Below are 22,319 nucleotides of genomic sequence, written 5' to 3'. Positions count from 1 at the left end.
GCTCAGGCCCGCCGGGGTCCCCTCCGTCAGTCCTCACCCCCGGGGCGGGTCCGGCTCCACGGCCCGTCCGCGCACGAGCTCGACCGGCCCGCCCGGCCGCTCCCGGGCGGCCAGCGCGGCGGCCGTGCGGTCCCAGGAGGGGCCGGTCAGTAGGGTCCGCGCCTCGGCCGGATCGCAGAGCCGCCACTCCACCAGCTCGGCCTCCGGCAGCACGATCGAACCGAGCATCCGCTCCGTCACCGTGCCCCCGTCGTACACGTACACCAGGACGGCGGTGTCCCGGCCGGTCGCCGGGTCCGCCTTCGGGTCGGCCGCCGCACCCGGCTGCCAGTCCAGTGCCAGCAGCGGCCCCGGCTCGACCTCCCAGCCGAGTTCCTCGCGGATCTCCCGCCGGGCCGCCGCCCGGGGCATCTCCCGGTCCGCCTCGACCCCGCCGCCCGGCAGCGTCCAGTACGGGACCCGCCCGCGCGGCCCGTCCCACGGCCGCAGCCGCACCAGCAGCACCCGGCCGGCGTCGTCGGTGAACAGCGCCCGCGCCTTCGCCCGGATGCGGGGCCGGGTGGCGTAGTAGGTGTCCCGGTCCATCGGCGGCTCCGGCCGCTCCTCGGCCGACGGCGTCAGCCCGGGGGCGGCGGCCAGCCCGGCGTACGCGGGTACCGGACCGTCGGCGGGCAGCCAGCCGAGCGTGTGCCCGACCGGCCGGCTGTCCTCCATTTCCAGCGGCCAGGCCTCGCGCGGCGCCCGCAGACAGGCCGTCATCCGGCGCGACAGCCGTGGCGGCAGCGCGTGCCCGGCCTGCTCCGTCGTCAGCCAGGTCCAGCCGCCGACCTCCGCCGCGTCCGGCCGGAACGCCGCGACCTGTTCGGACGTCAGCGGCTCGGCCCAGTACAGGTACACCACGATCGGTCGGTCGCCGTCCCGCAGTAGCGCCCAGTCCACGCCGGCCAGCGGCCCCAGCCGGGGCGTGAAGCCCAACTCCTCGCGGATCTCCCGCAGCGCGGTCTCCCGGGGCGACCGGTCGGCCGGCTCCCAGCCGCCTCCCGGGATCGCCACCGGATGCTTCCGGTCGTACGGCAGCCGCACCACCAGCACTCGCCCCGCCGCGTCCGGGAACAGCACCCCCGCCGCCGCCATGACCTCCCGGCCGCCCGCACCCGCGCTCTCCACCCTGACTCCCTCCGCCGCACCCTCCCCGGACACGACCACCCGGGCCACCCCGATGGTTCCCACCCGACGGCACCCCCGACCACCACGATCGGGCGACCCGGGGTTCACGGCCGGGACACGCCCGGCCCCTCGACGCAGGCGGGCGGCTCGACGAGCAGACGGCCCGCGAAGCAGCGCAGGCCCTGGCCTCCCGGGGCGAGCGCCCCGCGCCGGAGCCCCGGCGTGACCGCCCCCAGGCCGCCCCGGCGGGCCCGGGGGCCTGTCGCCTTCGCAGCTCACGCCGTCCCGGCGGAGTCGTCGGCTCAACGCCCGGCAGCTCCGGCCGACTTGCTGGCCCGCCCCTGCGCCGCCCCGGCGGACCAGCCACCCGCATCGGCCGTGAGCGCCCCGGCCGGCGGCGCGAATACCCGAGCAGCGGACTGCCGCGATGAGGCATCATGCCGACATGGGCGATCAGGCTTTCGAATGGGTGACCCTTTTCTGCCACCAGAACGTCGCCGGCTCCCCGCGGCCCGGCCGGCTGACGGCGGCTTGACTGCGGGACCGGGGGATCGACTGGTACCCGTTCGCCGACGATGAGGTCAGGTGCGACCTGATGTGCGGCGTGGGCCCGGACGGGCACTGGCACGGCACCGTCGCGGTTCGCTTCCGCGCCGACGCTCTTCGGCGGCTCGGGCTGCACCCCGACCAGCCGACGTCGGCCCCGGCTGATCCGCTGCCGCCGAAGTGGTGGGGGCCGTGGGGCCGGTGAGTTTCTGCCCCTGCCGCGCTCCTCACCCCAGGGAGGCGAGCGCCTGTGCCGCCGCCCGGGCCATCTGCTCGTCGTGTCGCCCGCTTCCGCCGCGCAGGCGGGCGGCGCCTTCGGTGGCCGCGAGGGCGAGGAGGCCCGGCAGGAGGTCGGTGCTGCGGGCGGCGAGCCAGCGGGTGCCCCGGGTGGCCATCCACCAGAGGTCGGCGGCCAGGGTCGGTGGGGGTTCGGCGGGTGCGGCGGCCGGGGGTGGGCCGAGGGGGTGGCCGGCCTCGGTGAGCAGGTCGTGGAACCGTCGGGCGATCAGGTGGTGGCCCTCGGCGCTGGGGTGCAGGCGGTCCACGCTCAGCAGCCGTCGTTCCGTCAGCCAGGGCAGTTCGGCGATGTGCAGGTGCACCGCCCGGTGGCGTTCGGTGAGGGCGTGCACCACGGTGTTGACCGCCCGCATCCGGCGTGCCAGCGGGCGGGCGAGTGGCGCGGGGAGCCGGAGCAGGCTGCCCGGGTCGGGGAGGCAGGCGGTGAGCAACCTGGCCCCGTAGCCGGAGAGTTCACCCATCGTGGCGTCCAGTTCCAGGGTGGCGCGCCGGATGTCGAAGCCGGTGCGCAGGGTGTCGTTGCCGCCGACCACCACCGCCGCGAGCTTGGGCCGCTGCGCGATCGCCTCCGACAGTTGACGCGTCATCAGGTCCGTGGTGAGCGCCCCGCTGTACGCCAGGTTGGTGAACTCGACGCTCCGCCCCTCGGGCGCCAGCGAGTCGGCCAGCACGGCGGCCCAGCCGCGCCAGCCCTCGCCGACCTGGTCACCGACCCCCTCCGTGAGCGAGTCCCCGAGTGCGACGAAGCGCAGCGGCTCGCCCGCCGCAGGGTGCTCCCGCGCCGTCCGGTCACGCCCGGCTTCCAGCATGCTCATCCCGACCCCCGTCCACCGCTTCGTCGTCGCGTACGCCGTGCGCCGCCAGGAACGCCGCCACCGCCGCCGGCCAGCCGTACCGCTCGGCCTGCGCCCGGGCGGCGGCCCGCCGCAGTTCCTCCGGCCGGTCCAGCAACTGCCCTACGGCGGAGGCGAATCCACTGCCGGTGTCGACGGCCGCCACCCCGGCGAGCCCGACGAGGCCGGGCAGTGCGGAGGAGCGACTGACCGCCACCGGGGTCCCGCAGGCCAGCGCTTCCATCGCGGCCAGCCCGAAGGTCTCCACCGGCCCGGGGGCGAGCACCACGTCCGCGCAGCCCAGCAGCTGGGCCAGCTCCGCGCGTCCGCCGAGGTGTCCGAGGAAGCGCACCGGCAGCCGTAGCCGGGCGGCCCGGTCCGCCAGTCGCTCCCGCAGCGGGCCGGTGCCGGCCACCACCAGGACGGCGGGCCGCCGTCCGGCCCGCAGGGCGGCCAGGGCGTCGATCGCCCGTTCGGGCCGCTTCTCCGCCGAGAGTCGCGAGCAGAGCACCAGCAGGGTCTCGTCCGGCGCGGCGTACCGTGCCCGCTCGGCCGCCCGTGCGGCCGGCGGCGGTGGTCGCAGCGCGTCCAGGTCCACTCCCAGCGGGGCCCGGACCAGGTTCGGGGTGCCCAGCCGCCGGAACTCCGCCGCCGCCCAGTCGGTGGTGCAGAGCACCGAGTCGTAGGCGCGGGCGGTGGCCGCGTTGAGCCGGTCGGCCGCGGCGTCCGCCAGTGGGCCGGGCAGGCCCCGGGTGCGCAGCACTCCGGCGGCGCTCTCGTGCGAGACCATCATCGAGCGCACCCCGTGCCGCCGCGCCCAGGCGCCGGTCCAGCGCAGCGTGGTGCGGTCCGACACCTCCAGCCGGTCGGGGGAGAACCTGGTCAGCTCGGCGGCCACCGCCCGCCGGTCGGTGAGCAGCCGGTAGCCGCCGCTGGCCGGCAGTACCGGGCCGGGCAGGGTGACCACCACGCCCTGCTCGGTCTCCTCCTCGGAGCGCCGCTCCCCGGGGACGATCAGTACCGGGCGGTGCCCGGCTGCCCGGTACCCGGCACCCAGGTGGCGCAGCGCGGTGCGCAGGCCGCCGGAGACCGGGGTGACGAAGTTGGCGAGCCGGACGATCGTCAGGGCCTCACCCGCGCTCGGCGCCGCGCCGACCTCCGACGCCCGGCCGACCGCCGGCGTCGCACCGTGGGGAGCGGTCGGCGCCCCGTCGTCGGAAGCGGTCGGCGTCTCGCGGCCGGTTCCGGAGGTCATGCCGGCAGCTCCTCCGGCAGGACGGGCGCCACCGGCTCGGCCGGCGCGGCGGCGGCCGCCGGCAGCGGCAGCCCGCGGTGCTCCGCCAGCACCTCGGCGTAGTGCCGCAGCAGCAGGTCTCCGACCGCCTCCCAGGTGCGGGCGGTCACCTCGGCCCGCCCGGCCTGCCCGTACGCGGCCCTCCGCGCCGGGTCGGCGGCCAGCTCGGCGACCGCCCGGGCCACCGCCGTGCCGTCCCGGGGCGGCACCAGCAGGCCGGTGCGGTGGTGGGCGACGAGGTCCAGTGGCCCGCCCGCCGCGGGGCCGATCACGGGCACGCCGCTGGCCATCGCCTCCTGGATGGTCTGGCAGAAGGTCTCCAGCGGGCCGGTGTGCACGAAGACGTCGAGGGTCGCGAAGCAGCGCGCCAGCTCGTCACCGGTGCGGCGGCCGAGGAACACGGTGCCGGGCATCGAGGCCTTCAGGCCGGGCGCCGAGGGGCCGTCCCCGACGACCACCACCCGGACGCCGGGCAGCGCCGAGGCGGCGGCCAGCAGGTCGACCCGCTTCTCCGGCGCCAGCCGTCCGACGTACCCGACGAGCACCTCCCCGCCCGGTGCCAGCGCCCGGTGCAGCGCCTCGTCCCGGTGCCGGGGGTGGAACCGCGCCGAGTCCACTCCGCGCGGCCACACCTGCACCCGGGGCACCCCGTGCGCGGTGAGGTCCTGGGCGGCGGGGGTGGAGGGTGCCAGGGTGCGGGCCGCGGCGCGGTGCACGGCCCGGATCCGCCGCCAGGCGGCGGCCTCGCCGAGGCCCCGCCCGGCCCGGTAGGCGTGGGCGTACCCGGCCAGGTCGGTCTGGTAGACGGCCACGGCGGGCACCCCGAGCCGTGCCGCGACCTGCATCCCGCGCGCGCCGAGCACGAAGGGGCTGGCCAGGTGGACGATGTCGGGCCGGTGCCCGGCGACGGCGGCCGCCAGCTGCCGGCTGGGCAGTGCGATCCGCACCTGCGGGTACCCCGGCAGCGGCACCGACGGGATGCGCACCACGGGAATCTCCCCGGCCGAGTGCCCGCCGCCGAAGGTTTCCGGCGGGCACTCGGCGCCCCGTGCCGGGGCGGGGGTGACGACGAGGGGCCGGTGGCCCCGGCGGACCAGGTGCTCGGCCGTCCGCAGCACGCTGTGGGCGACTCCGTTGACCTCGGGCGGGAAGGATTCGGTGACGATGACGACGCGCATGCCGATGTTCTGTCCGCGTCCGGCGTGCACCCGGCCAAAGGGATCTGTCGTGGAGGCGAACGCGGGTCGGCGATTTGCACCACCGACCCGCGTCCTCGGAAGTCCGGCCCGTCACACCGATCCGGCGGTCTCCTTGAGCTCCGCGTACGGCGCGAGCTTGCGGATCGACTCGATGCTCTTGAGGCAGTCGTCCTTGCTCTCCTTCGGGTCGCCGGTCACCACGATCGCCCCGTTGCTCGCCTTGAGCCGGAACCGGTGCATGCCGCCCTCGTCCACGAACAGCTCGAATTTGCCAGCCATGTTCAGAATCAGCCTTCCGCTCGGATGACCCCCTGGCACTGCACCGTAGGGTCAAATCCCTTGCGCGGCACGTCAGATGATCCATCCGAGTGCACACAGCGGCGGCCCGGAACGGGTGCCGGCCCGGGCGGACGGGGCAGGCGGACGGGGCGGGCCGCGCTCAGCTCCGTCCGGTGGCCAGCCCGGTGATGGTGGCGGTCAGGATGCGGGTGAGCCGGGGTTCGACCTCGATGACGGCGTGGGCCAGCCGGGGGTCGGAGCGGTAGAGGGCGGCGACCTCGCTGCCCGGGTTCGCGATCTGCCACAGGGCCCCGGCCAGCGAGACGGCGGTGGCGACCAGGTCGACGACGTCCTGCTCGTCCAGGGCGGGCAGCTGGGCTCGGACGGCCGCGCTGATCGGCACGCGGGCGGCGAGCGTGGCGAGTTTGAAGTCGCGTACGGCGTCGAGCGAGACGTTGCGTTCGAGGTTGAGCGGTGCGTGGGCGAGCAGGTCGCAGAACATCCCGCGGGCTGCGAGGGTGGAGGCGAACGCCCCGGCCACGGCGGCCGGGCCGGGTTCCGTGGTTTTCCGCAGCCGTGCGGTGAGGGCGTCCGACCACTCGGCCCAGCCTTCGGCGGTCAGCCGCAGGAAGATCTCCTCGCGGGTCTCGAAGTACCGCAGCAGCGCCGACTTGTGCATCCCGACGGCCGCGGCGATGTCGGTCAGGGTGATGTCCCTGATGCCCTGCTCGCGGCCGAGCGACCGCGCCGCCGCCAGGATCGCGGCCTCGCGCCGGCGCTTGGCCTCGGGAGAGCGCGCCCGCTGGAACTCCGATGCTTCATCCACTCACCCATGGTAGGGCAACGCTGTTGCCGTATTAGCGCAACGCTGTTGCACTAATAACGCAACGGTGTTTTACTAGCGGCATGGAGCAGAACACGGAGCAGGGCACGGAACAGGCGTGGTTCATCACCGGCAGCTCGCGCGGCTTCGGCCGCGCCCTCGTCCGCGCCGCGCTGGAAGCCGGCGACCGGGTGGCGGCGACCGCCCGCAAGCCCGAGCAACTCGCTGATCTCGTCGAGGAGTTCGGCGACCGGATCCACCCGATCGCGCTGGACGTCACCGACCCGGCGGCGGCCCGCGCGGCCATCGCCGAGGCGCGGGCCGCCTTCGGCCGGATCGACGTGCTGGTGAACAACGCCGGCTACGCCAACGTCTCGCCGATCGAGACCACCGAGGACGCGGACTTCCGCGCCCAGTTCGAGACCAACTTCTGGGGCGTCTACCACGTCACGAAGGCCGCGCTCCCGCTGCTGCGCGAGCAGAAGGGCGGGCTGGTCGTGCAGTTCTCCTCGGTGGGCGGGCGGGTCGGCGGCTCGCCGGGCATCGCCTCGTACCAGGCCGCGAAGTTCGCCATCGACGGGTTCAGCCGGGTGCTGCGCACCGAGACCGCGCCGTTCGGCGTGCGGGTGCTGGTGGTCGAACCCAGCGGCTTCCGCACCGACTGGGCCGGCTCCTCGATGGTCGTCCACGACGTCCCGGAGGCCTACGAGGAGACGGTCGGCGCCATGAACCGGCGGCTGCGGCAGGGCGGCGCCGGCGCCGCGGGTGACCCGGTGCGCGCCGCCGAGATCCTGGTGCGGGTGGCCAAGCGCCGCGACATCCCGCACCACCTGCCGCTCGGGGTGAACGCGGCCGAGGGCTCGATCGCCATGGACCGACAGCTCCTGGCGGAGGACACCAGGTGGCGCGAGGTGGCCCGCTCGGCCGACTTCGCCGAGGCCTACCCGGTCGCCTTCCCGCCGGACTCGACCGACTGACCGGTTCGACGGTCGACCGGCCCGGGGCCGGCTGCCCCGAGCACCGGTCGACCGGTCCGACGCGCACGGCACCGCGACCCGGCGCGGGGTGAGCGCCGGGCCGCGGTGGTTGCCGGGTTCAGCAGTTGTCGAGGATGCCGGTGAGCGCGGTCTTCTCGGCGCTGTCCACGCTGAGGCCGTAGTACTGCTTCACCTGCACCCAGGCGCGGGCGTAGGTGCAGCGGTAGGAGGCCTGGGGGAGCCACTCGGCCGGGTCGCGGTCACCCTTGGAGCGGTTGCTGCTGGCGGAGACCAGCAGCAGCTGGGGGCGGGTGACGTCGTTGGCGAAGGCCTGGCGCTGCGCGGTGGTCCAGGACCAGGCGCCGGAGGCCCAGGCCTCGGAGAGCGGCACCAGGTGGTCGACGTCGAAGGAGGAGGCGTTGGTGGTGGTCGCGCCGTCGTACGGCGAGGACCAGTTGCCGCTGGTGGACTTGCAGGAGGTGTCGGTGGCGACGTTGCTGCCGTCCCGCTTGACGACCCACTCGCGGGTGTCGCAGGTGCCGCTGATGGTGATCCAGGTCGGGAACAGCGTGCGGTCGTAGGTGTCCCCGTGGGTCTCCGCGGTGGCGGGCATCGCGGCGAGGTAACTGCGGGCGGTGGCGGCGGAGATCGGGGTCGGCAGGGCGGCCTGGGCGGGGGTGCCGGCCGTGACCACGGTCACGGCGGCGAGGGCGGCGGCGGCCGGTATGACGGACAGGAACCGGCGCGCGGGTGCGGTGGGGGCCATGGCGGACGCTCCATCATCAGATCGGATGAACTGCTGAATTGCGTGCGCCAGTGTGGCGATCCCGTCACCTACGCGGGTAGATCGGGGAAGTGAAATCCTCGTGGATATTGGACGCGCACCGGACAAGTCCGGTGCGCGTCACGGTGGTTCATGTTGATGTGTCCGGTTTTCCGGCCGCTGCCAAGGTGCGGCCGGGCGTTCAGTCGCGGCGGCGGCCCGCCATCCAGACGTAGACCAGGACGCCCGCGAACAGGAACAGGACACCCTGGTAGACGGCGGCGTAGCCGGCTCCGGCGACGAGCCAGAGCGAGAAGCCGAAGGCGCCCAGGCCGAGGACGGCGTCCCGCACCAGCCGTCCGCGGTCGACCCGCTCGCCGGCCCCGCGCACCAGCCAGTACAGCTGGGCGGCGGTGGAGAGCAGGTACGGCACGGTGGCGGTGAAGGTGGTGACCAGCACCAGGATCTCGAAGGCGCCCTTCGCGCCGCTGGCGAAGTTGATCACGGTCAGGGCCGAGGCCAGGGAGACGCCGACCACCACACCGAAGGTCGGCACCCCGCGCCGCTCCTTGCCGAAGGCGGCGGGGAACAGGCCGTCCTTGGCGGCCGCGTACGGGGCCTGGGCGGAGAGCAGGGTCCAGCCGTTCAGGGCGCCGGCCATCGACACCAGCGCGGCGACCGCGATCACCGTGCCGCCCCAGGTACCGCCGAACATGGCGTCCACGGCGTCCGAGAACGGCGCGCTGGAGTGGACGAGTTGCTCGTGCGCGACGGTGCCGAACACCGCGACCGTGCCGAGCAGGTACACCGCCGCCGCACCGGTGGTGCCGAGCACGCTGGCCCGGCCGACGTTGCGCTCCGGGTCACGGACCTGGCCGGCGCTCATCGCGGCCGACTCCACGCCCAGGTAGCTGAAGAGCAGGATCGCCGCGGCGGCGGACATGCCGCCCGCCCAGCCGTGGCCGGTGGCGTCGAAGGGACCGAGGTTCTTCGGGTCGAAGAAGAACAGGCCGCCGATCGAGACCAGCACCAGCGGGATGAACTTCAGCACGGTGGAGACGAGTTGGACCGCCCCGACGTAACGGGTGCCGGCCAGGTTGGCCAGCGCCGGCAGCCACTGGAAGGCCAGCGCGGCGGTGATCTCCAGCGGGATGGAGTGGTGGAGCGGCAGCAGAACGTCCAGGTACCCGACGGCGGCCACGGCCAGCGCGGCGTTGCTGACCCAGGTGGTGATCCAGTACGACCAGGCGGACAGGAAGCCGGCGAAGTCCCCGAAGGCCTCGCGGGCGTAGACGTACGGTCCGCCGGTGCGCGGACTGCGGCGGGCCAGCTGCCCGAAGACCAGCGCCAGCGCGATCGCGCCGACGGTGAGCACCGCGAAGGCGAGCAGGCTGACCGTCCCGAACGGGGCCACGGCGGCCGGGATCATGAAGATACCGCCGCCGATGATGTTGCCCATCACCAGGGCGGTGGCGGTCGCCAGCCCGAAGCGGCGGCTGTTCTTCTGGGGCGTCGGGCCCGGGGACGCGGAGCCGACCGGCCCCGGGGTCTCCGGAACGCTCGGTCGAGCCGCCTGCGGGGGTGCGGCGGGACTGGTCTGCATGAGGGTGGTGCGCCTTTCGTGGTCCTGCTCGCTCCCGGTGGAGCGCCGTGGAGCGACTTTTCATGCTCGGATGAGGCTGGACCGTGCGCCAAATCGCCGGGATTTGTTCAGTTCGCCCGGTCCGTCACCGCAAGACTTGCGGTCGCGGGGCGCCCGGACGGGCACTCGTCCGGCGCCCTCCGGCAGGCCGTTCGATCGGATTCACGGATGTACGCCCGGATTCGTCCGGTGTGCGCCCAGGTTCGCCCGGCCGGGGGAGTTGCCTCACCCGAATGCCTCAGCCCGGTTGCGGCGCGTGCCCTGAGGTGCGGGTTCGTGTGCAAGCGTGGGCCCGGCGCCTCCCCGGTGGGGCGTCGCCCGGTCCGTCGGGCGGCCGGTCCGGCCGGTCGGGGGCACGGGTCCGAGGACCAGAGACGAACCAAAAGGACATCAGATGTCGCTTCGTGGGAAGATCCGCAAGCTCGCCGTGATCGTCGCCGTGGCCGGTGCCGTGGTGGCGGTCCCGACCTCGGCCATGGCGGGGGGCTTCGCTCCGACGCAGTCGGAGGGACAGAGCCTGGAGTCCGGCAGCGCGGGCGTCGGCCTGTTCGGCCCGCACGCCACCTGGTTCAACTTCGCCGAGCACGGCGAGAGCGACTGCGGCTGCTGATCTCCTCAGCTCCCCGAGCCCGGAGGCCGTCCGTCGGCCTCCGGGCTCACGGCTGTCCGGCCGCGGCCCTGCGGCCAGACGGTGGCTGGTCCGGCCAGGCGGTCTCAGGCGCGGACCGCCGCCCGGTCCCGCAGCTCCTTCAGCACCGCGATGTCCATCGCGTGCCCGGTGCCGTCCCCGCCGTGCTTGCGGTCCGGGGTCTCCACCACCAGCGGCACCCCGGCCGTCTCCGGGTGCTCGAACAGCTCGCGGAACGGCTCGGCACCGATCATCCCGGCCCCGATGTTGGCATGCCGGTCCTTGCGGGCGCCGACGACGTCCTCGGAGTCGTTGGCGTGGATCAGCCGCAGCCGGCCGGGCCCGGCCGCGGCGGCCAGCGCGTCCAGCGCGGCCGTCACCCCGCCCGGCTTCGCCAGGTCGTGCCCGGCGGCGAAGGCGTGGCAGGTGTCCAGGCAAACTCCCACCTTGGGGTGGTGGTCCAGCGCCTCCACGTACTCGGCCAGCTCCTCCAGCCGCGAGCAGAGCGAGCTGCCCTGGCCCGCCGTCGGCTCCAGCAGCAGCCAGGGCGCGTCCTCGCCGAGCTTGTCCAGCTCCTCCAGCAACGGCCGGACGTCCGCCCGGACCTGCGCCATCGCCTCGGCCCGGCGCGAGCCGCCGCCGGGCGCGGTGCCGACCGCCGAGCCCGTGTGCAGGACGACGCCGAGCGCGCCGATGGCGTGGCCGCGGCGCAGCGAGTGCCACAGGGAGTCGGCCGAGCGCTCCCGGGTGGCCGGGTTGTCCGAGCCGAAGTTGATCAGGTACGGGGCGTGCACCCAGGCCGGGACGCCCTGTTCGGCGCAGGCGGTGCGGAACTCCTCGTCCTGGGCCGGGTTGCCCGGGGGAGTGGCCCAGCCTCGCGGGTTGGCCACGAACACCTGCACCGTCTCCGCGCCGACCCGGTCCGCGTACGCCAGTCCTGTGCCCGCCAGCCCGCGACCGGCCACCGGGACGTGGGCGCCGATCGGGTTGCGGAGGGCGGCTACGGAGGGTACGGACGGCACGGGCACGGTGGTCATGGCCCCGAGCATGTCACGCGCCCGGACGCGGTCGTCGGGCGGGCCAGGTCAGGGGCCCGGAGGCCGGGCTCCCGGCGAACCGGAGAAACGATCCGCTGTCCCCGATCGAGTGAATCCGGCCCGGAAACACCTGCGCGCCGGGGTCTTCGGGGCCGACGGCGCCCGGCACCGCCGGATGCGCGGCCTGGTGCACCCCGCCTTCACGGCCGGCGCCGTGGAGCGGCTGCGGCCCAGGATCGAACGTCTCGCCGCGGAGTACGCCCGGGCGCTGCCCGAGCACGCCGGCCCGGACGGCGTGGTCGACCTGGTCGCGCACTTCGCCTACCCGCTGCCCGTCGCGGTGATCTGCGAGCTGCTCGGCATCCCCGAGGCGGACCGCCCGCAGTGGCGCCGCTGGAGCTCCTACCTCGGCCGGGGTGCCGGGCCCGGCCTGGACGAGGCGCTGCGCGCCATGGTGGCCGCCGCCCGGGAGCTGGTCGAGCGCCGCCGGGCCGAGCCGGCCGACGGCCTGGTCTCCCGGCTGGCCGCCGCCGAGGGCGACACCCTCGCCCCGGTGGAGACCGTCTCGCTGATCCTCAACCTGATCGTGGCCGGCCACGAGACCACCGCCACCCTGATCGGCAACGGCACGGCCGCGCTGCTCGCCCACCCGGAACAGCGGGAGCTGGTCCGGGCCGACCCGGGCCTGCTGCCCGCCGCCGTCGACGAGCTGATGCGCTGGTGCGGCCCGACGATCGGCGGGGTGCCGCGCTACGCGACGCAGGACCTCATCCTGGCGGGCACCCCGGTCCGCAAGGGCGAGGCGGTGATGCCGATCCTGGCGGGGGCCAACCACGACCCGCGGGCCTATGCCGAGCCGGAGCGCCTGGACGTCTGCCGGGCGGGCGGGCCGGACCGCGCCGGGCACCACGAGGCTCACCTGGGCTTCGGCCACGGCACCCACCGCTGCCTGGGCGCGGTGCTGGCGCACCAGGAGGCGGTGGTCGCCTTCGGCACGCTGCTGCGGACGTACCCGGAGCTGGCGCTCGCCGTCGGGCCGGAGGCCGTCGAGCGCGGACCGAACCCGGCCGCCTGGCACCTCGCCGCGCTGCCCGTCCGCCTCGGGCCGCAGGCCGCGACCTGACACACGCGACATAGCCGGCGCACCCGACGCGCCCGACCGCCGCCCGCGGTCGGGCGCGTCGCCCCATCCCCCACCCAAGATCCACCCAAGGCTCACACCAAGGCGCCTCCCGTCGCCCACCCCCCGTCGCCCGCCCGCCCCCGCCCCCGCGCCACGCCCGGCGCGCCCGCCCCCGCGCCACGCCGGGCCGTCCCACCTCCGGTCGACGCCCCGTTCAGCCCCGCAGCCCAGCCCTGGTGGCGGGCCCACCCGGCCGCCCATACCGTCGACACGGCCGCACCCACCGGCCGTCCCCGCCCGTGCACAGCGCGTCAGCGCACACCGCCGGATCGTGCGGGAGACCACGACACACCCGCACGAACACCGCGCGCGCCGAAAGAAACGCGCCGAGAGAAACCAGGTCACCACTCATGCCCACGCGACGGGTCCACCACCTCGCCGCGGCCACCGCCGCCGCCACCGCCCTGACCACCGTCCTGGCCACCGTCCTCACCACGCTGGCCGCCGCCCCCGCGGCCCACGCCGACAGTGGCTTCCCGATGCACTTCGTCCACCCCGGCGAATCGATTCAGCAAGCCGTCGACGCCGCCAGCCCCGGCGACACCGTCAAGGTGCTCCCCGGCACCTTCCACGGCAGCGTCCGCATCACCACCCCCGGCCTCACCCTGCGCGGCTCCGGCGCCGACACCGTGATCACCCCCGGGGACGGCACCGAGAACGCCTGCGCCACCGCCGGGCACGGCATCTGCGTGGTCGGCACCGAGGAGCAGCCGCTGTCCGACGTCACCATCGACAGCCTCGCCGTCACCGGCTTCCGCAAGAACGGCATCGACGCCAGCGGCACCACCGGTCTGACCGTCAGCCGCACCTACGTCCACGACAACGCCCAGCAGGGCATCAGCCAGGAGATGTCCACCCGGGCCGCCATCCGCGACAACCGCTCGACGGACAACGGCCAGTCCGGCGTCTTCCTCGCCAACTACGCCTATCGCGAGGGCGGTTCGCCCGACACCGGCGGCACCGTGGTCGAGGGCAACGAGCTGACCGGCAACCGGGTCGGCGTCACCGTCCGCCGGCTGCGCGGACTGGCCGTCCAGGACAACTGGATCAGCGGCAACTGCGCCGGCGTCTTCGTGGTCGGCGACGAGGGCGTGCCGCGCGCCGGGGACCTCGACGTCCGGCGCAACACCGTCGTCGCCAACAACAAGTTCTGCCCGGCCAACCCGCGCCTGGGCGCCATCCAGGGCGCCGGCATCGTGCTCACCGGCACCGAGGACGTCCGGGTGACCGACAACGAGGTCCGCGACAACACGGGCACCTCGGACTTCTCCGGCGGCATCGTCCTCTTCAGGAGCGTCGTCGGCGTCTCCAACGCCCGCGCCGTGATCATCGGCAACACGCTGAGCGGGAACGGCCCGGCTGACCTCGCCGACCGCGACTCCGGTGCGGACAACACCTTCGCCCACAACACCTGTGAGCGCTCCGAGCCGGACGACCGCTGCTGAGCCCCGGCACCCCCTCGCCGCCCGCCGCCCAGGAACTCCAAGGACCCGAGGAAACCCAGCCATGACCACCGCAACCGCCCACACCACCTCCCAGGCCGCGATGCGGCTGCGCGAGCTCGTCTTCGGCGCCGCCTGCGCCGCGGCCGTCCGCGCGGCCGCCCGGCTCGGTGTCGCCGACGTGCTCGGCGACACCCCGACCAGCGTCACCGACCTCGGCGTCGCCCTCGACACCGAGCCCCGCCAGCTGCGCCGTCTGATGCGCGCGCTCGCCTGCTACGGCATCTTCGCGGAGAGCGGCGACGACCGCTTCGAGCACACCGAGATGTCCCGGCTGCTGCGCGAGGACGCCCCCAACTCGCTGCGCTACATCTCCCTCTGGTGCACCGAGCCGTGGACGTGGGAGGCCTGGCCGAAGCTGGACGAGGCGGTCCGCTCCGGCCGCAACGTCTTCCCCGACCTGTTCGGCAAGGAGTTCTTCGAGTACCTGCACAGCGACGCGGGCGACTCGGCGAAGGTCTTCGACAAGGCGATGACCACCTCCAGCCGGCAGTCCGCCGAGGACTTCGCCGAGTACCTGGACCTCACCGGCATCGACTCGGTGGCGGACATCGGCGGCGGCCAGGGCCACGTGCTGGCCAGCCTGCTGGAGAAGCACCCGGGGCTGCACGGCACCCTGCTCGACCTGCCCAAGGTGGTGGCCGGCGCCGATCCCCGGCTCCAGGAGGGCGGCGTCTTCTCCGCCCGGGCCCGGCTGGTCCCCGGCGACTGCCGGGTGGAGATCCCGGTCCACGCCGACCTCTACATCATCAAGAACATCCTGGAGTGGGACGACGACAGCACCCGCCGCACCCTCTCCAACGTGGTGAAGGCGGCCGGTTCCGGTGCCCGCGTCGTGGTCGTGGAGAACCTGGTCGACAACAGCCCGTCGATGCGCTTCACCACCGCCATGGACCTGATGCTGATGCTCAACGTGGGAGGTGCCAAGCACTCCGAGGAGAGCATGGTCGGGCTGATGGCCGAGGCCGGACTGACGGTCACCGGGGTCTGCCCGGTCAACCCCTATCTGCACGCCTTCGAGGCCGTCGTGAACGGCTGAACCGCCGCCCCGGCCCGTACACCCCTACGCGCGTACGGCCGCACGACCGCCGGCCCCCGGCCCCCGGATTCCCCGGGGGCCGGGGGCCGGCGGTCGTACACGCGCGGCCGGCCGGGTCACCCGGGGTGCGAGGACTCCAGGTGGGCGAAGACCACGACGTTGTCCAGGTAGTCCCGCCGCTTCTTGTCGTACGTGCCGCCGCAGGTGATCAGCCGGAGCTGGGCGTCGGGGGTCTTGCCGTACACCTTGGCGTCGGGGAAGTCCTTCTTGGCGAAGGTCTCCACGGAGTCCACCGAGAACACCGCGACCGTCCCGTCCGCGCGACTCACCTCGATCTTGTTGCCCGGCAGCAGGAAGCTCAGCAGCAGGAACACCGCCGGGCCCTTGGAGGTGTCCACGTGCCCTGCGACGACCGCGCTGCCGCGCTCGCCCGGGCTGACGCCGTCCCGGTACCAGCCGACCAGGTTCTTGTCGTTCGGTGGCGGCGCGTCCAGTTGGCCGGCCGGGTTGAGGGCCAGTTCGGTGAACGGCGCGTTCACGGCGATCTGCGGGATCCGCAGCCGGGTCGGCTTGGCGCGTTTGAGCACCGGCGCCTGTGACGTCGCGCCCGGGGCCGTGGGGGCGGCGGCGGAAGGCCCGGGGACGGCCGGCGCGGCGGCCGGCGCGGCGGCCGCCGGGGGAGCGGGCCGGCCGTCCTGCGCGCCGGCGTTCGGCCCGGTGTCCACCGAGTTGTAGATCAGCAGCAGCCCGACCGCCGCCGCGCCCATTCCCGCGCGCAGCAGCCGGGGCATTCCAGAGGCGGGAGCGCCCGTCATTCCTGTCCTCCGATCGACCGGTTCCGCAACGGCCCGCCGCCCCCGGCGCGCCCGCCCCGTGCGGGGCGGGCGCCCGGAGGCGGCGGAAGCATGGCGCCGGGGATCAGGCGACCGCGCCGGAGGAACGGCGGCGGCGCAGGGCGAACGCGCCCGCCCCGAGCCCGCCGAGCAGCAGCACCGCGCCGGAGGCGAGCCCGCCACCGGACAGCGCCAGGCCGCCGCCACCGGTGTGCACGCCTCCGTGCGGGCTCTTGTGGTCCTCGCCCTTGGCCTCGGAGCCCTTGTGCTCGCCGGAGCCCTTGTGTTCGTCCGAGCCCTTGTGGTCCTCGCCCTTGTGTTCGTCGGAGCCCTTGTGGTCCTCGCCCCTGCGCTCGTCCGAACCCTTGCGCTCGTCGGAGCCCTTGTGGTCCTCGCCCCTGCGCTCGTCGGAACCCTTGCGCTCCTCGGAGCCACCCCCCTTCCTGTCGTCGTCGCCCTTGGAATTGCCGGAGTTCCGCTCGTTGTCGGAGGCCCTCTCGGACTTGTCCTGCTTCTCCTGCCAGGTGAGGTTCTTGCCCTGGTCGGCGGCTCCGTCGGCGAATGCGACGGGGGTGCCGACGGTGAGCGCGGCGGCGACGGCCGCCCCGGCGAGCAGCGTGCGTGCAGAACGCATGAGGATGATCCTTCCGGCGCGCAGGACCGCGACTGTCCGACACGGTGTCGGACAAGGGGACTCGCGGTGGGTGCGCCTGATCCACCGTCATCCACCGTGCGGCCGCCTGCCACCGGAGCGTGGCAGCGCCGGTGCGCAGCGTGCGCCCTTCGGGTGGAGTCCCGGGAGTGTTCACCCGGTCGGCCGGTCGATCCGGGTGAATCCGTCCGGTCACCCGGCCGCCGGACACGCGTGGGCCCGCTCCCGGCACGCGGCCGGGGGCGGGCCCATCAGGGAGCCGCGGATCAGCGGGGGCGCGGGGTCACCGGTCCCAGCGGTAGAACTCCCGCGCCATCGCGTCCTTGGGTTCCCGCCAGGTGGCGGGGTCGTACGCCTGCACGAAGGCGGTCAGGCGGTCGCTGACGGTCCGGAACTCCGGGTGTCCGACGACCTTGGCGACGGCCGAGCCCGGCGGGCGGTCGGCCTCGATCAGGTGCAGGTAGACGTCGCCGAACTGGAAGAGGCTGCGGCCGGTGACGCCGATCAGGTGCGGCAGTTCGCCCTGGTCGGACTCGGCGAACACCTCGGCGATGTCCGGTGCGGCCTCGGGCTTCATCCGGGCGACGATCAGCGCCCTGTGCACGCCGGTCACAGCTCCGCCGCCCGCTTCTCGACCTTCTCCCGGATCAGCTGCATCTGGATCTTGGAGTTGCGGTTGATGTGGCCGGTCATGCCCTCGTCGTCGACGGGGGCGGTCGGCTTCATCGCGAAGTCCTGGATCCAGCGCATCCTGGTGCCGGCCGGCACCTCCGCGTACTCCCAGCGGATCTCCATGAACTCGAACGGGCCGGGCTCGACCCGGCGGGCGCGCACCGAGAGCGCGTCCCGGTCGGTCTCCCGCTCGGAGACCCAGCTCCACACCTGGCCGTTCTCGTCCGGGTGCATGGTGAGCCGGAACCGGACCCGGGAGCCCTGCCGGTCCAGCACCTCCACCGAGGCGTACTCGCTGAACAGCTGCGGCCAGTTCTCCAGGTCGTTGGTCATCTCCCAGACCAGGTCGAGCGGAGCGGCGATGACGATCTCGTTGTCGGTGTGTCCGGGCATCTCAGGCACCAGCCTTCGCGGAGAGGGAGGAGTTGACCAGCTCCAGGAACTCGGCCGGGGTCTTGGCCGACTCGGCGCCCGAGGTGACCTTGAAGCCGTGCCGGTTCTCCAGCTCGCCGACGACGCCGAGCAGGCCGAGCGAGTCGATGCCGAACGTGTCGAACTCCGCGCCCGGCTGCGCCAGGTCGCCCGGGGCGACGGTGACGCCGGCCCGGGCCTGGAGCAGCTCGGCGAGTTCCGGATAGCTGAGGGTGTTGCTCACGGGGTTTCCCTTCGGAGGTGTGAGGAGTGGTTCAGGGCCGCGCGCGCCGGAGCACCAGCGCGGAGTTGGAGCCCATCAGCCCGCGGCTGAGCACCAGCGCGGTGTTCAGTTCGGCCGGGCGGGCGCGGCCGGTCACCAGGGCGAGGTCGTGGCAGATCTCGGTGACGTTGGGGGTGGGCGGCAGCACGCCGTCCTCCATGGCCAGCACGGCGGCGGTCACGTCGAGCATCGGCGCGCCGCAGTAGGCGCGCCCCGTACCGGCCTTGGGCGCGGTGACCGGGACTTGCTCGGCGGTCGGGCCGAGCGCGTCGGCCAGTGCCAGGGCTTCGGCGCGGTCGGCGGCGGGCAGCCCCAGGGCGTCCGCGAAGACCACGTCGATCTCCTCGGGCGCGATGCGGGCGTCCTCCAACGCGATCCGGATGGCGGCCGCCAGTCCTTCCCGGGACTCCGTCCAGCGGGAGGCCCCGGTGAAGGTGGCGCCGTGGCCGGCCAGTTGCGCCCGGACGCGGGCGCCACGCAGGCGGGCCGACTGCTCGTCCTCCAGCAGCAGCATCGCGCCGCCCTCGGCGGGGGAGAAGCCGCAGGCCTGCGCGGTGAACGGCAGGTACGCCCGATCGGCCCGCTCGGCCAGGCTGAGTTCGGGGTAGCCGAGCTGGCAGACCATCGAGTACGGCGCCAGCGGGGCCTCGGCGGCGCCGACCACCACCGCGTCGGTGCCGCGTTCGATCGTCCGGGCGGCGTGCGCGACGGCGTCCAGCCCACCGGCCTCGTCACTGGCGACGACCCCGCAGGGGCCCTTGTAGCCGCCGCGGATCGAGATCTGGCCGGTGCTGGCCGCGTAGAACCAGGCGATGGACTGGTACGGGCCGACGAACTTCGGTCCCTGGCCCCAGAGTTGCTGGAGCTCGCGCTGGCCGAACTCGCCGCCGCCGGAGCCGGCGGCGGTCACCACGCCGACCGCGAAGGGCTGTTCCGGGTCGGGCCGGAACCCGGCGTCCGACACTGCCATGTCGGCGGCGGCCATCGCGTAGTGCGTGAAGCGGTCGGTCTGCACCAGGAAGCGGTTGTCGATCGCCGAATGCGGATCGAACCCGTTCACCTGGCCCGCGATCCGCAGCGGCAGATCGGTGCAGCCCTCGCGGGATATCCGGTCCAGGACGCTCACGCCCTGCCTGGTGGCCTTCCAGAAGGCGTCGGCCCCGACGCCGTTCGGCGCTACCACGCCGAGGCCGGTGACCACCGCCCGGCGGCCCTGCTGACGTGACGTCATGGAACTCACCCCGTTCTGTTGAGCACGACGGCGGACTGGAATCCGCCGAATCCGCTGCCGACCGAGAGGATGTGGCTCAGCGGCAGCTCGCGCGCGGTGCGCGGCACGTAGTCGAGGTCGCACTCCGGGTCCGGAGTCTCGTAGTTGGCGGTCGGCGGCACCACGCCGTGGACGAGCGCCAGGGTGCAGGCGACCACCTCGATGGCACCGATCGCGCCGAGCGAGTGCCCGACCATCGACTTGATCGAGCTCATCGGGGTCCCGAAGGCGTGCCCGCCCAGTGAGCGCTTGACCGCGGCGGTCTCGTGCCGGTCGTTCTGCTTGGTGCCCGAGCCGTGCGCGTTGACGTAGTCCACCTCGGTGCGGTCCACCCGGGCGTGGGCGAGCGCGTGGTCGATCGCCCGGGACATCTCCAGCCCCTCCTTGGTGAGGCCGGTCATGTGGTAGGCGTTGCCGAAGGTGGCGAAGCCGCCGATCTCGCCGTAGATCCGGGCGCCGCGGCGGCGGGCGTGCTCCAGCTCCTCCAGCACCAGGACGGCGCCGCCCTCACCGAGCACGAAGCCGTCCCGGTCGGCGTCGAAGGGGCGGGAGGCGTGCTGCGGGTCGTCGTTGCGCTCGCTGGTGGCCTTGATGGCGTCGAAGCAGGCGACGGTGATCGGCGAGATCGGGGAGTCGGAGGCGCCGGCGACGCAGATGTCGGCGCGACCCTCCTCGACCGCCTGGAAGCCGTAGCCGATCGCGTCCAGTCCGGAGGTGCAGCCGGTGGAGACGGTCTGCACCGGGCCGTGCGCGCCGGTCCGCTCGGCCACCGCGGACGCCAGCGTGCTGGGCGCGAAGGCCCGGTGCAGCTGCGGCTCGGCCTGCCGGTGGTCCACGTCCCAGCGGGCGCCGGACGCGCTCACCAGGGCGTAGTCGTGCTCCAGCCGGGTGGTGCCGCCGACGGCGGTGCCGAGCGAGACGGCGATCCGCCACGGGTCCTCGGTGGCCAGGTCCAGGCCGGCGTCGGCGATCGCCTCGTCGGCCGCGACCATCGCGAACTGCACGTAGCGGTCGGCCCGTTGGACGTCCTCCGGGCCCAGCCCGTGGGCCGCCGGGTCGAAGTCGACCTCGGCGGCGATCCGGGAGCGGAACCCGGTGGGGTCGAAGAGCGTGATGCCCCGGGTCGCGGTGCGGCCGGCCGTCAGGAGGTCCCAGAACGCCGGGACGCCGACCCCGCCGGGTGCGACCACACCGATCCCGGTGACGGCGACGCGCCGGGTCACGAGCCCACCTTGGCGTGTTCCGGCGGGCCGGAGGCCGCGGTCCCCTCGGTGCTCACGTGGCCGAGGTCGGGGCGTGGGGCGAGCGGGCCGAGGTGGAAGACCATCCGGGCCTCGGTGTCGCCGACGTTGCGGAAGCGGTGGCGCATGTTGATCGGGATCATCAGGCCCTGGTCCGGTTTGAGCGGATGGGGCTTCCCGTCGAGGTCCACCTCCAGCTCGCCGCAGACGACGAACACGAACTCCTCGGAGTACGGGTGGTAGTGCTCGCCGATCCGCTCGCCGGGCTTGACGATCGCCAGGCCCATGAAGCCGCTGGTCGCGCCGCAGGTGGTCGGGGTGAGCATGGTGCGCAGCTCGGCGCCGTGGCGGCGGTTCTCCGGTGCCTCGTGGACGCTGACGATCCGTGGGGACTGCGTGGTCATGGAGTTCTCCCGTGAAGGTGTCGGAGCGTCAGTTGTTGATCGGATCGGGGGACGTGCGGTCGGTGACCGGGTTCATCGCGCGGGCGGCGAGGAAGGCGCCGAGTCCGGCCGCGGTGCGCAGGTCGCCGTGCGGGCCGAGGTCGAGCAGCCCGGCGAGCACGGCGGCCCGCTCGTCGTCGGCCACGCCGAGGGCGGCCGCCGGGTCGGCCTCGGCCGGCACCCGCAGGTCGACCAGGCGTACCACCACGTCCTCGCGGTGGAAGACGGTGGCCGCCGCGACCGGCCCGGTCGGGTCGGCGGTGGCCAGGTTGTCGTGCTCGGCCAGCAGCTCGGCCACGGCCTGCCCGCGGCCAGGGCGGACGGGGTAGAGCACGGCGTGCCGGTGCAGCCGTGCGGAGGCGGGGGAGCTGGCGATCGCCTGGTGCCGGGCGGGCAGCGCGGCCCTGGCGAAGAACGCCCGGGCGGCCTGCGGGTCGCCCAGCTGGCGGGCCTCCTCCAGGTGCGGGTTGAGCGCCTCCTCGACGGCCCGCACCTCGGGCTGCATCGCCACGTGGCGCAGCGCGTCGCCGAGGTTGCCGATCACCTCGACGGCGCGGACGACCCGGTTGCCGAGCATGAACAGCGAGGTGCGGCGCAGCCGGGTGTGCTGGTCCACGTCGGCCCGGGGCGAGGAGTAGCCGGAGAGGATGCGGGCCACCTCGGGCTCGCTGCCGGGCTTGACGGTGAACGTCAGCGCGTGGCGGACGATGCCGTCAGGGCCCGGTTCGGCCTTGGGCGGGCCGACGTGCCCGGCGGGCGCGGTGCGCGGCAGCCCGGGTGGCACCTCCATCGGGGCCCGGGTGCCGGTCGAGCCGGCCGCCGAGGTCTCGCGCAGCACGGCGTAGCGCAGCGAGCGGAAGTTGTCGCTGACGCAGCCGTGCATCGGCTTGACCATCTCCCGGTGGGCCGGGCTGTCCACCCACTCCAGGAAGGTCTCCTGGTCCTTCCACTCGCTGGTGATCAGCCACTGGCGCGGGTCGTTGATCGACTGGCACAGTTGGTCGCTGACGTGGCCGGGGACCGAGGCCACCTGGTGGCGCAGCTGCTCGTACACGTCGAGGAAGCGCTGTTGGGCGCCGTCCTGGATCTCCAGCATCAGCACCACCCGCAGCCGGGTGTCGGCCTCGTCCTGCTGCTTCGGCTGGGGTTCTGACAGAGTCGTCATGATCCACTTTCTGCTCTGGGCCGCACGCTGCGGGCCGTGTCGGCCGTGTCCGGCGGGTGCTCCCCGGCCTGGGAGTGCGGTGCGACGGCGGTTCGGCCGGGCGAGTCGGCGCCAGGCCTGAGGTCGATCGTGGGCGGCGC

General features: G+C 74.3%; 23 protein-coding genes. 5 read left to right on the top strand and 18 right to left on the bottom strand.

The annotated features are described in order from the left end of the window. Positions 1-33 precede the first annotated feature (33 nt). From ACWDBB_RS00655 to ACWDBB_RS00630, 6 genes are all read right to left on the bottom strand, one after another. Entirely contained in the window at positions 34-1,167 is a 1,134-nt protein-coding gene (locus tag ACWDBB_RS00655; protein ID WP_449787532.1) for an NUDIX domain-containing protein, read from the bottom strand. A gap of 773 nt (positions 1,168-1,940) precedes the next feature. Beyond that, positions 1,941-2,825: an SGNH/GDSL hydrolase family protein gene (locus ACWDBB_RS00650; RefSeq protein WP_449787531.1), complete on the bottom strand. Its 885-nt coding sequence runs from the start codon at positions 2,823-2,825 to the stop codon at positions 1,941-1,943. Continuing rightward, the gene (locus tag ACWDBB_RS00645) at positions 2,800-4,098 is read right to left on the bottom strand and encodes a glycosyltransferase (protein ID WP_449787530.1); all 1,299 of its coding nucleotides are present in this window, start codon (positions 4,096-4,098) and stop codon (positions 2,800-2,802) included. Before ACWDBB_RS00645 ends, ACWDBB_RS00650 begins: the two co-directional genes overlap by 26 nt. After that, positions 4,095-5,315 carry a glycosyltransferase family 4 protein gene (locus ACWDBB_RS00640; RefSeq protein WP_449787529.1) on the bottom strand — a complete coding sequence of 407 codons (1,221 nt, stop codon included), beginning with the start codon at positions 5,313-5,315 and terminating at the stop codon, positions 4,095-4,097. The genes ACWDBB_RS00645 and ACWDBB_RS00640 overlap by 4 nt, the downstream gene beginning before the upstream one ends. 111 nt (positions 5,316-5,426) lie before the next feature. Next, entirely contained in the window at positions 5,427-5,615 is a 189-nt protein-coding gene (locus tag ACWDBB_RS00635) for a YegP family protein (protein WP_449787528.1), read from the bottom strand. Between the two features lie 160 nt (positions 5,616-5,775). After that, positions 5,776-6,441 (bottom strand): TetR family transcriptional regulator, encoded by a 666-nt coding sequence (locus tag ACWDBB_RS00630; protein ID WP_449787527.1) that lies wholly within the window; start codon positions 6,439-6,441, stop codon positions 5,776-5,778. Between the two features lie 80 nt (positions 6,442-6,521). Between ACWDBB_RS00630 and ACWDBB_RS00625 the strand changes: the two genes are divergently transcribed. Beyond that, positions 6,522-7,415 (top strand): SDR family NAD(P)-dependent oxidoreductase, encoded by an 894-nt coding sequence (locus ACWDBB_RS00625; protein ID WP_449787526.1) that lies wholly within the window; start codon positions 6,522-6,524, stop codon positions 7,413-7,415. A gap of 118 nt (positions 7,416-7,533) precedes the next feature. On the opposite strand, the gene ACWDBB_RS00620 is transcribed toward ACWDBB_RS00625, so the two are convergent. After that, a complete protein-coding gene (locus ACWDBB_RS00620) occupies positions 7,534-8,181 on the bottom strand; it encodes an HNH endonuclease family protein (RefSeq protein ID WP_449787525.1) in 648 nt (215 codons plus the stop codon). Between the two features lie 199 nt (positions 8,182-8,380). Next, on the bottom strand, positions 8,381-9,781 hold the full coding sequence (locus ACWDBB_RS00615) for an amino acid permease (RefSeq protein ID WP_449787524.1): 1,401 nt from the start codon (positions 9,779-9,781) through the stop codon (positions 8,381-8,383). A 433-nt stretch (positions 9,782-10,214) separates the two neighbouring features. Between ACWDBB_RS00615 and ACWDBB_RS00610 the strand changes: the two genes are divergently transcribed. After that, entirely contained in the window at positions 10,215-10,430 is a 216-nt protein-coding gene (locus ACWDBB_RS00610) for a hypothetical protein (RefSeq protein WP_049652123.1), read from the top strand. A gap of 104 nt (positions 10,431-10,534) precedes the next feature. On the opposite strand, the gene ACWDBB_RS00605 is transcribed toward ACWDBB_RS00610, so the two are convergent. Then, positions 10,535-11,485 (bottom strand): deoxyribonuclease IV, encoded by a 951-nt coding sequence (locus tag ACWDBB_RS00605; protein WP_449787523.1) that lies wholly within the window; start codon positions 11,483-11,485, stop codon positions 10,535-10,537. A gap of 109 nt (positions 11,486-11,594) precedes the next feature. On the opposite strand from ACWDBB_RS00605, the gene ACWDBB_RS00600 reads away from it, so the two are divergent. From ACWDBB_RS00600 to ACWDBB_RS00590, 3 genes are all read left to right on the top strand, one after another. Further along, on the top strand, positions 11,595-12,608 hold the full coding sequence (locus ACWDBB_RS00600) for a cytochrome P450 (protein WP_449787522.1): 1,014 nt from the start codon (positions 11,595-11,597) through the stop codon (positions 12,606-12,608). Positions 12,609-13,018: 410 nt separating this feature from the next. Continuing rightward, positions 13,019-14,113, top strand: coding sequence for a right-handed parallel beta-helix repeat-containing protein (locus ACWDBB_RS00595; protein ID WP_449787521.1), 1,095 nt, complete (start codon positions 13,019-13,021; stop codon positions 14,111-14,113). A 61-nt stretch (positions 14,114-14,174) separates the two neighbouring features. Beyond that, positions 14,175-15,209: a methyltransferase gene (locus tag ACWDBB_RS00590; protein WP_449787520.1), complete on the top strand. Its 1,035-nt coding sequence runs from the start codon at positions 14,175-14,177 to the stop codon at positions 15,207-15,209. A 116-nt stretch (positions 15,210-15,325) separates the two neighbouring features. On the opposite strand, the gene ACWDBB_RS00585 is transcribed toward ACWDBB_RS00590, so the two are convergent. The 9 genes from ACWDBB_RS00585 to ACWDBB_RS00545 form a co-directional block, all read right to left on the bottom strand. Further along, positions 15,326-16,024 (bottom strand): class F sortase, encoded by a 699-nt coding sequence (locus ACWDBB_RS00585; RefSeq protein WP_449787519.1) that lies wholly within the window; start codon positions 16,022-16,024, stop codon positions 15,326-15,328. Between the two features lie 103 nt (positions 16,025-16,127). Continuing rightward, on the bottom strand, positions 16,128-16,676 hold the full coding sequence (locus ACWDBB_RS00580; RefSeq protein WP_449787518.1) for a hypothetical protein: 549 nt from the start codon (positions 16,674-16,676) through the stop codon (positions 16,128-16,130). Positions 16,677-16,977: 301 nt separating this feature from the next. Continuing rightward, on the bottom strand, positions 16,978-17,298 hold the full coding sequence (locus ACWDBB_RS00575) for a TcmI family type II polyketide cyclase (RefSeq protein ID WP_449787762.1): 321 nt from the start codon (positions 17,296-17,298) through the stop codon (positions 16,978-16,980). Positions 17,299-17,303: 5 nt separating this feature from the next. Then, positions 17,304-17,759 (bottom strand): SRPBCC family protein, encoded by a 456-nt coding sequence (locus ACWDBB_RS00570; protein WP_449787517.1) that lies wholly within the window; start codon positions 17,757-17,759, stop codon positions 17,304-17,306. Position 17,760: 1 nt separating this feature from the next. After that, complete coding sequence (locus ACWDBB_RS00565) at positions 17,761-18,021, bottom strand: phosphopantetheine-binding protein (protein WP_449787516.1); 261 nt, start codon at positions 18,019-18,021, stop codon at positions 17,761-17,763. Positions 18,022-18,052: 31 nt separating this feature from the next. Next, the gene (locus tag ACWDBB_RS00560) at positions 18,053-19,291 is read right to left on the bottom strand and encodes a ketosynthase chain-length factor (RefSeq protein ID WP_449787515.1); all 1,239 of its coding nucleotides are present in this window, start codon (positions 19,289-19,291) and stop codon (positions 18,053-18,055) included. A 5-nt stretch (positions 19,292-19,296) separates the two neighbouring features. Further along, positions 19,297-20,553, bottom strand: a complete 1,257-nt coding sequence (locus tag ACWDBB_RS00555; protein WP_449787514.1) for a beta-ketoacyl-[acyl-carrier-protein] synthase family protein — start codon at positions 20,551-20,553, stop codon at positions 19,297-19,299. Then, positions 20,550-20,975 carry a cupin domain-containing protein gene (locus ACWDBB_RS00550; RefSeq protein WP_392876212.1) on the bottom strand — a complete coding sequence of 142 codons (426 nt, stop codon included), beginning with the start codon at positions 20,973-20,975 and terminating at the stop codon, positions 20,550-20,552. The genes ACWDBB_RS00555 and ACWDBB_RS00550 overlap by 4 nt, the downstream gene beginning before the upstream one ends. A gap of 28 nt (positions 20,976-21,003) precedes the next feature. Further along, positions 21,004-22,179: a SchA/CurD-like domain-containing protein gene (locus ACWDBB_RS00545; protein ID WP_449787513.1), complete on the bottom strand. Its 1,176-nt coding sequence runs from the start codon at positions 22,177-22,179 to the stop codon at positions 21,004-21,006. Positions 22,180-22,319 lie beyond the last annotated feature (140 nt).

The organism is Kitasatospora sp. NPDC001095 (genome assembly GCF_053598615.1).
The sequence above is the reverse complement of the archived record's forward strand: the minus strand, read 5'-3'. Positions and strand labels throughout refer to the sequence as shown.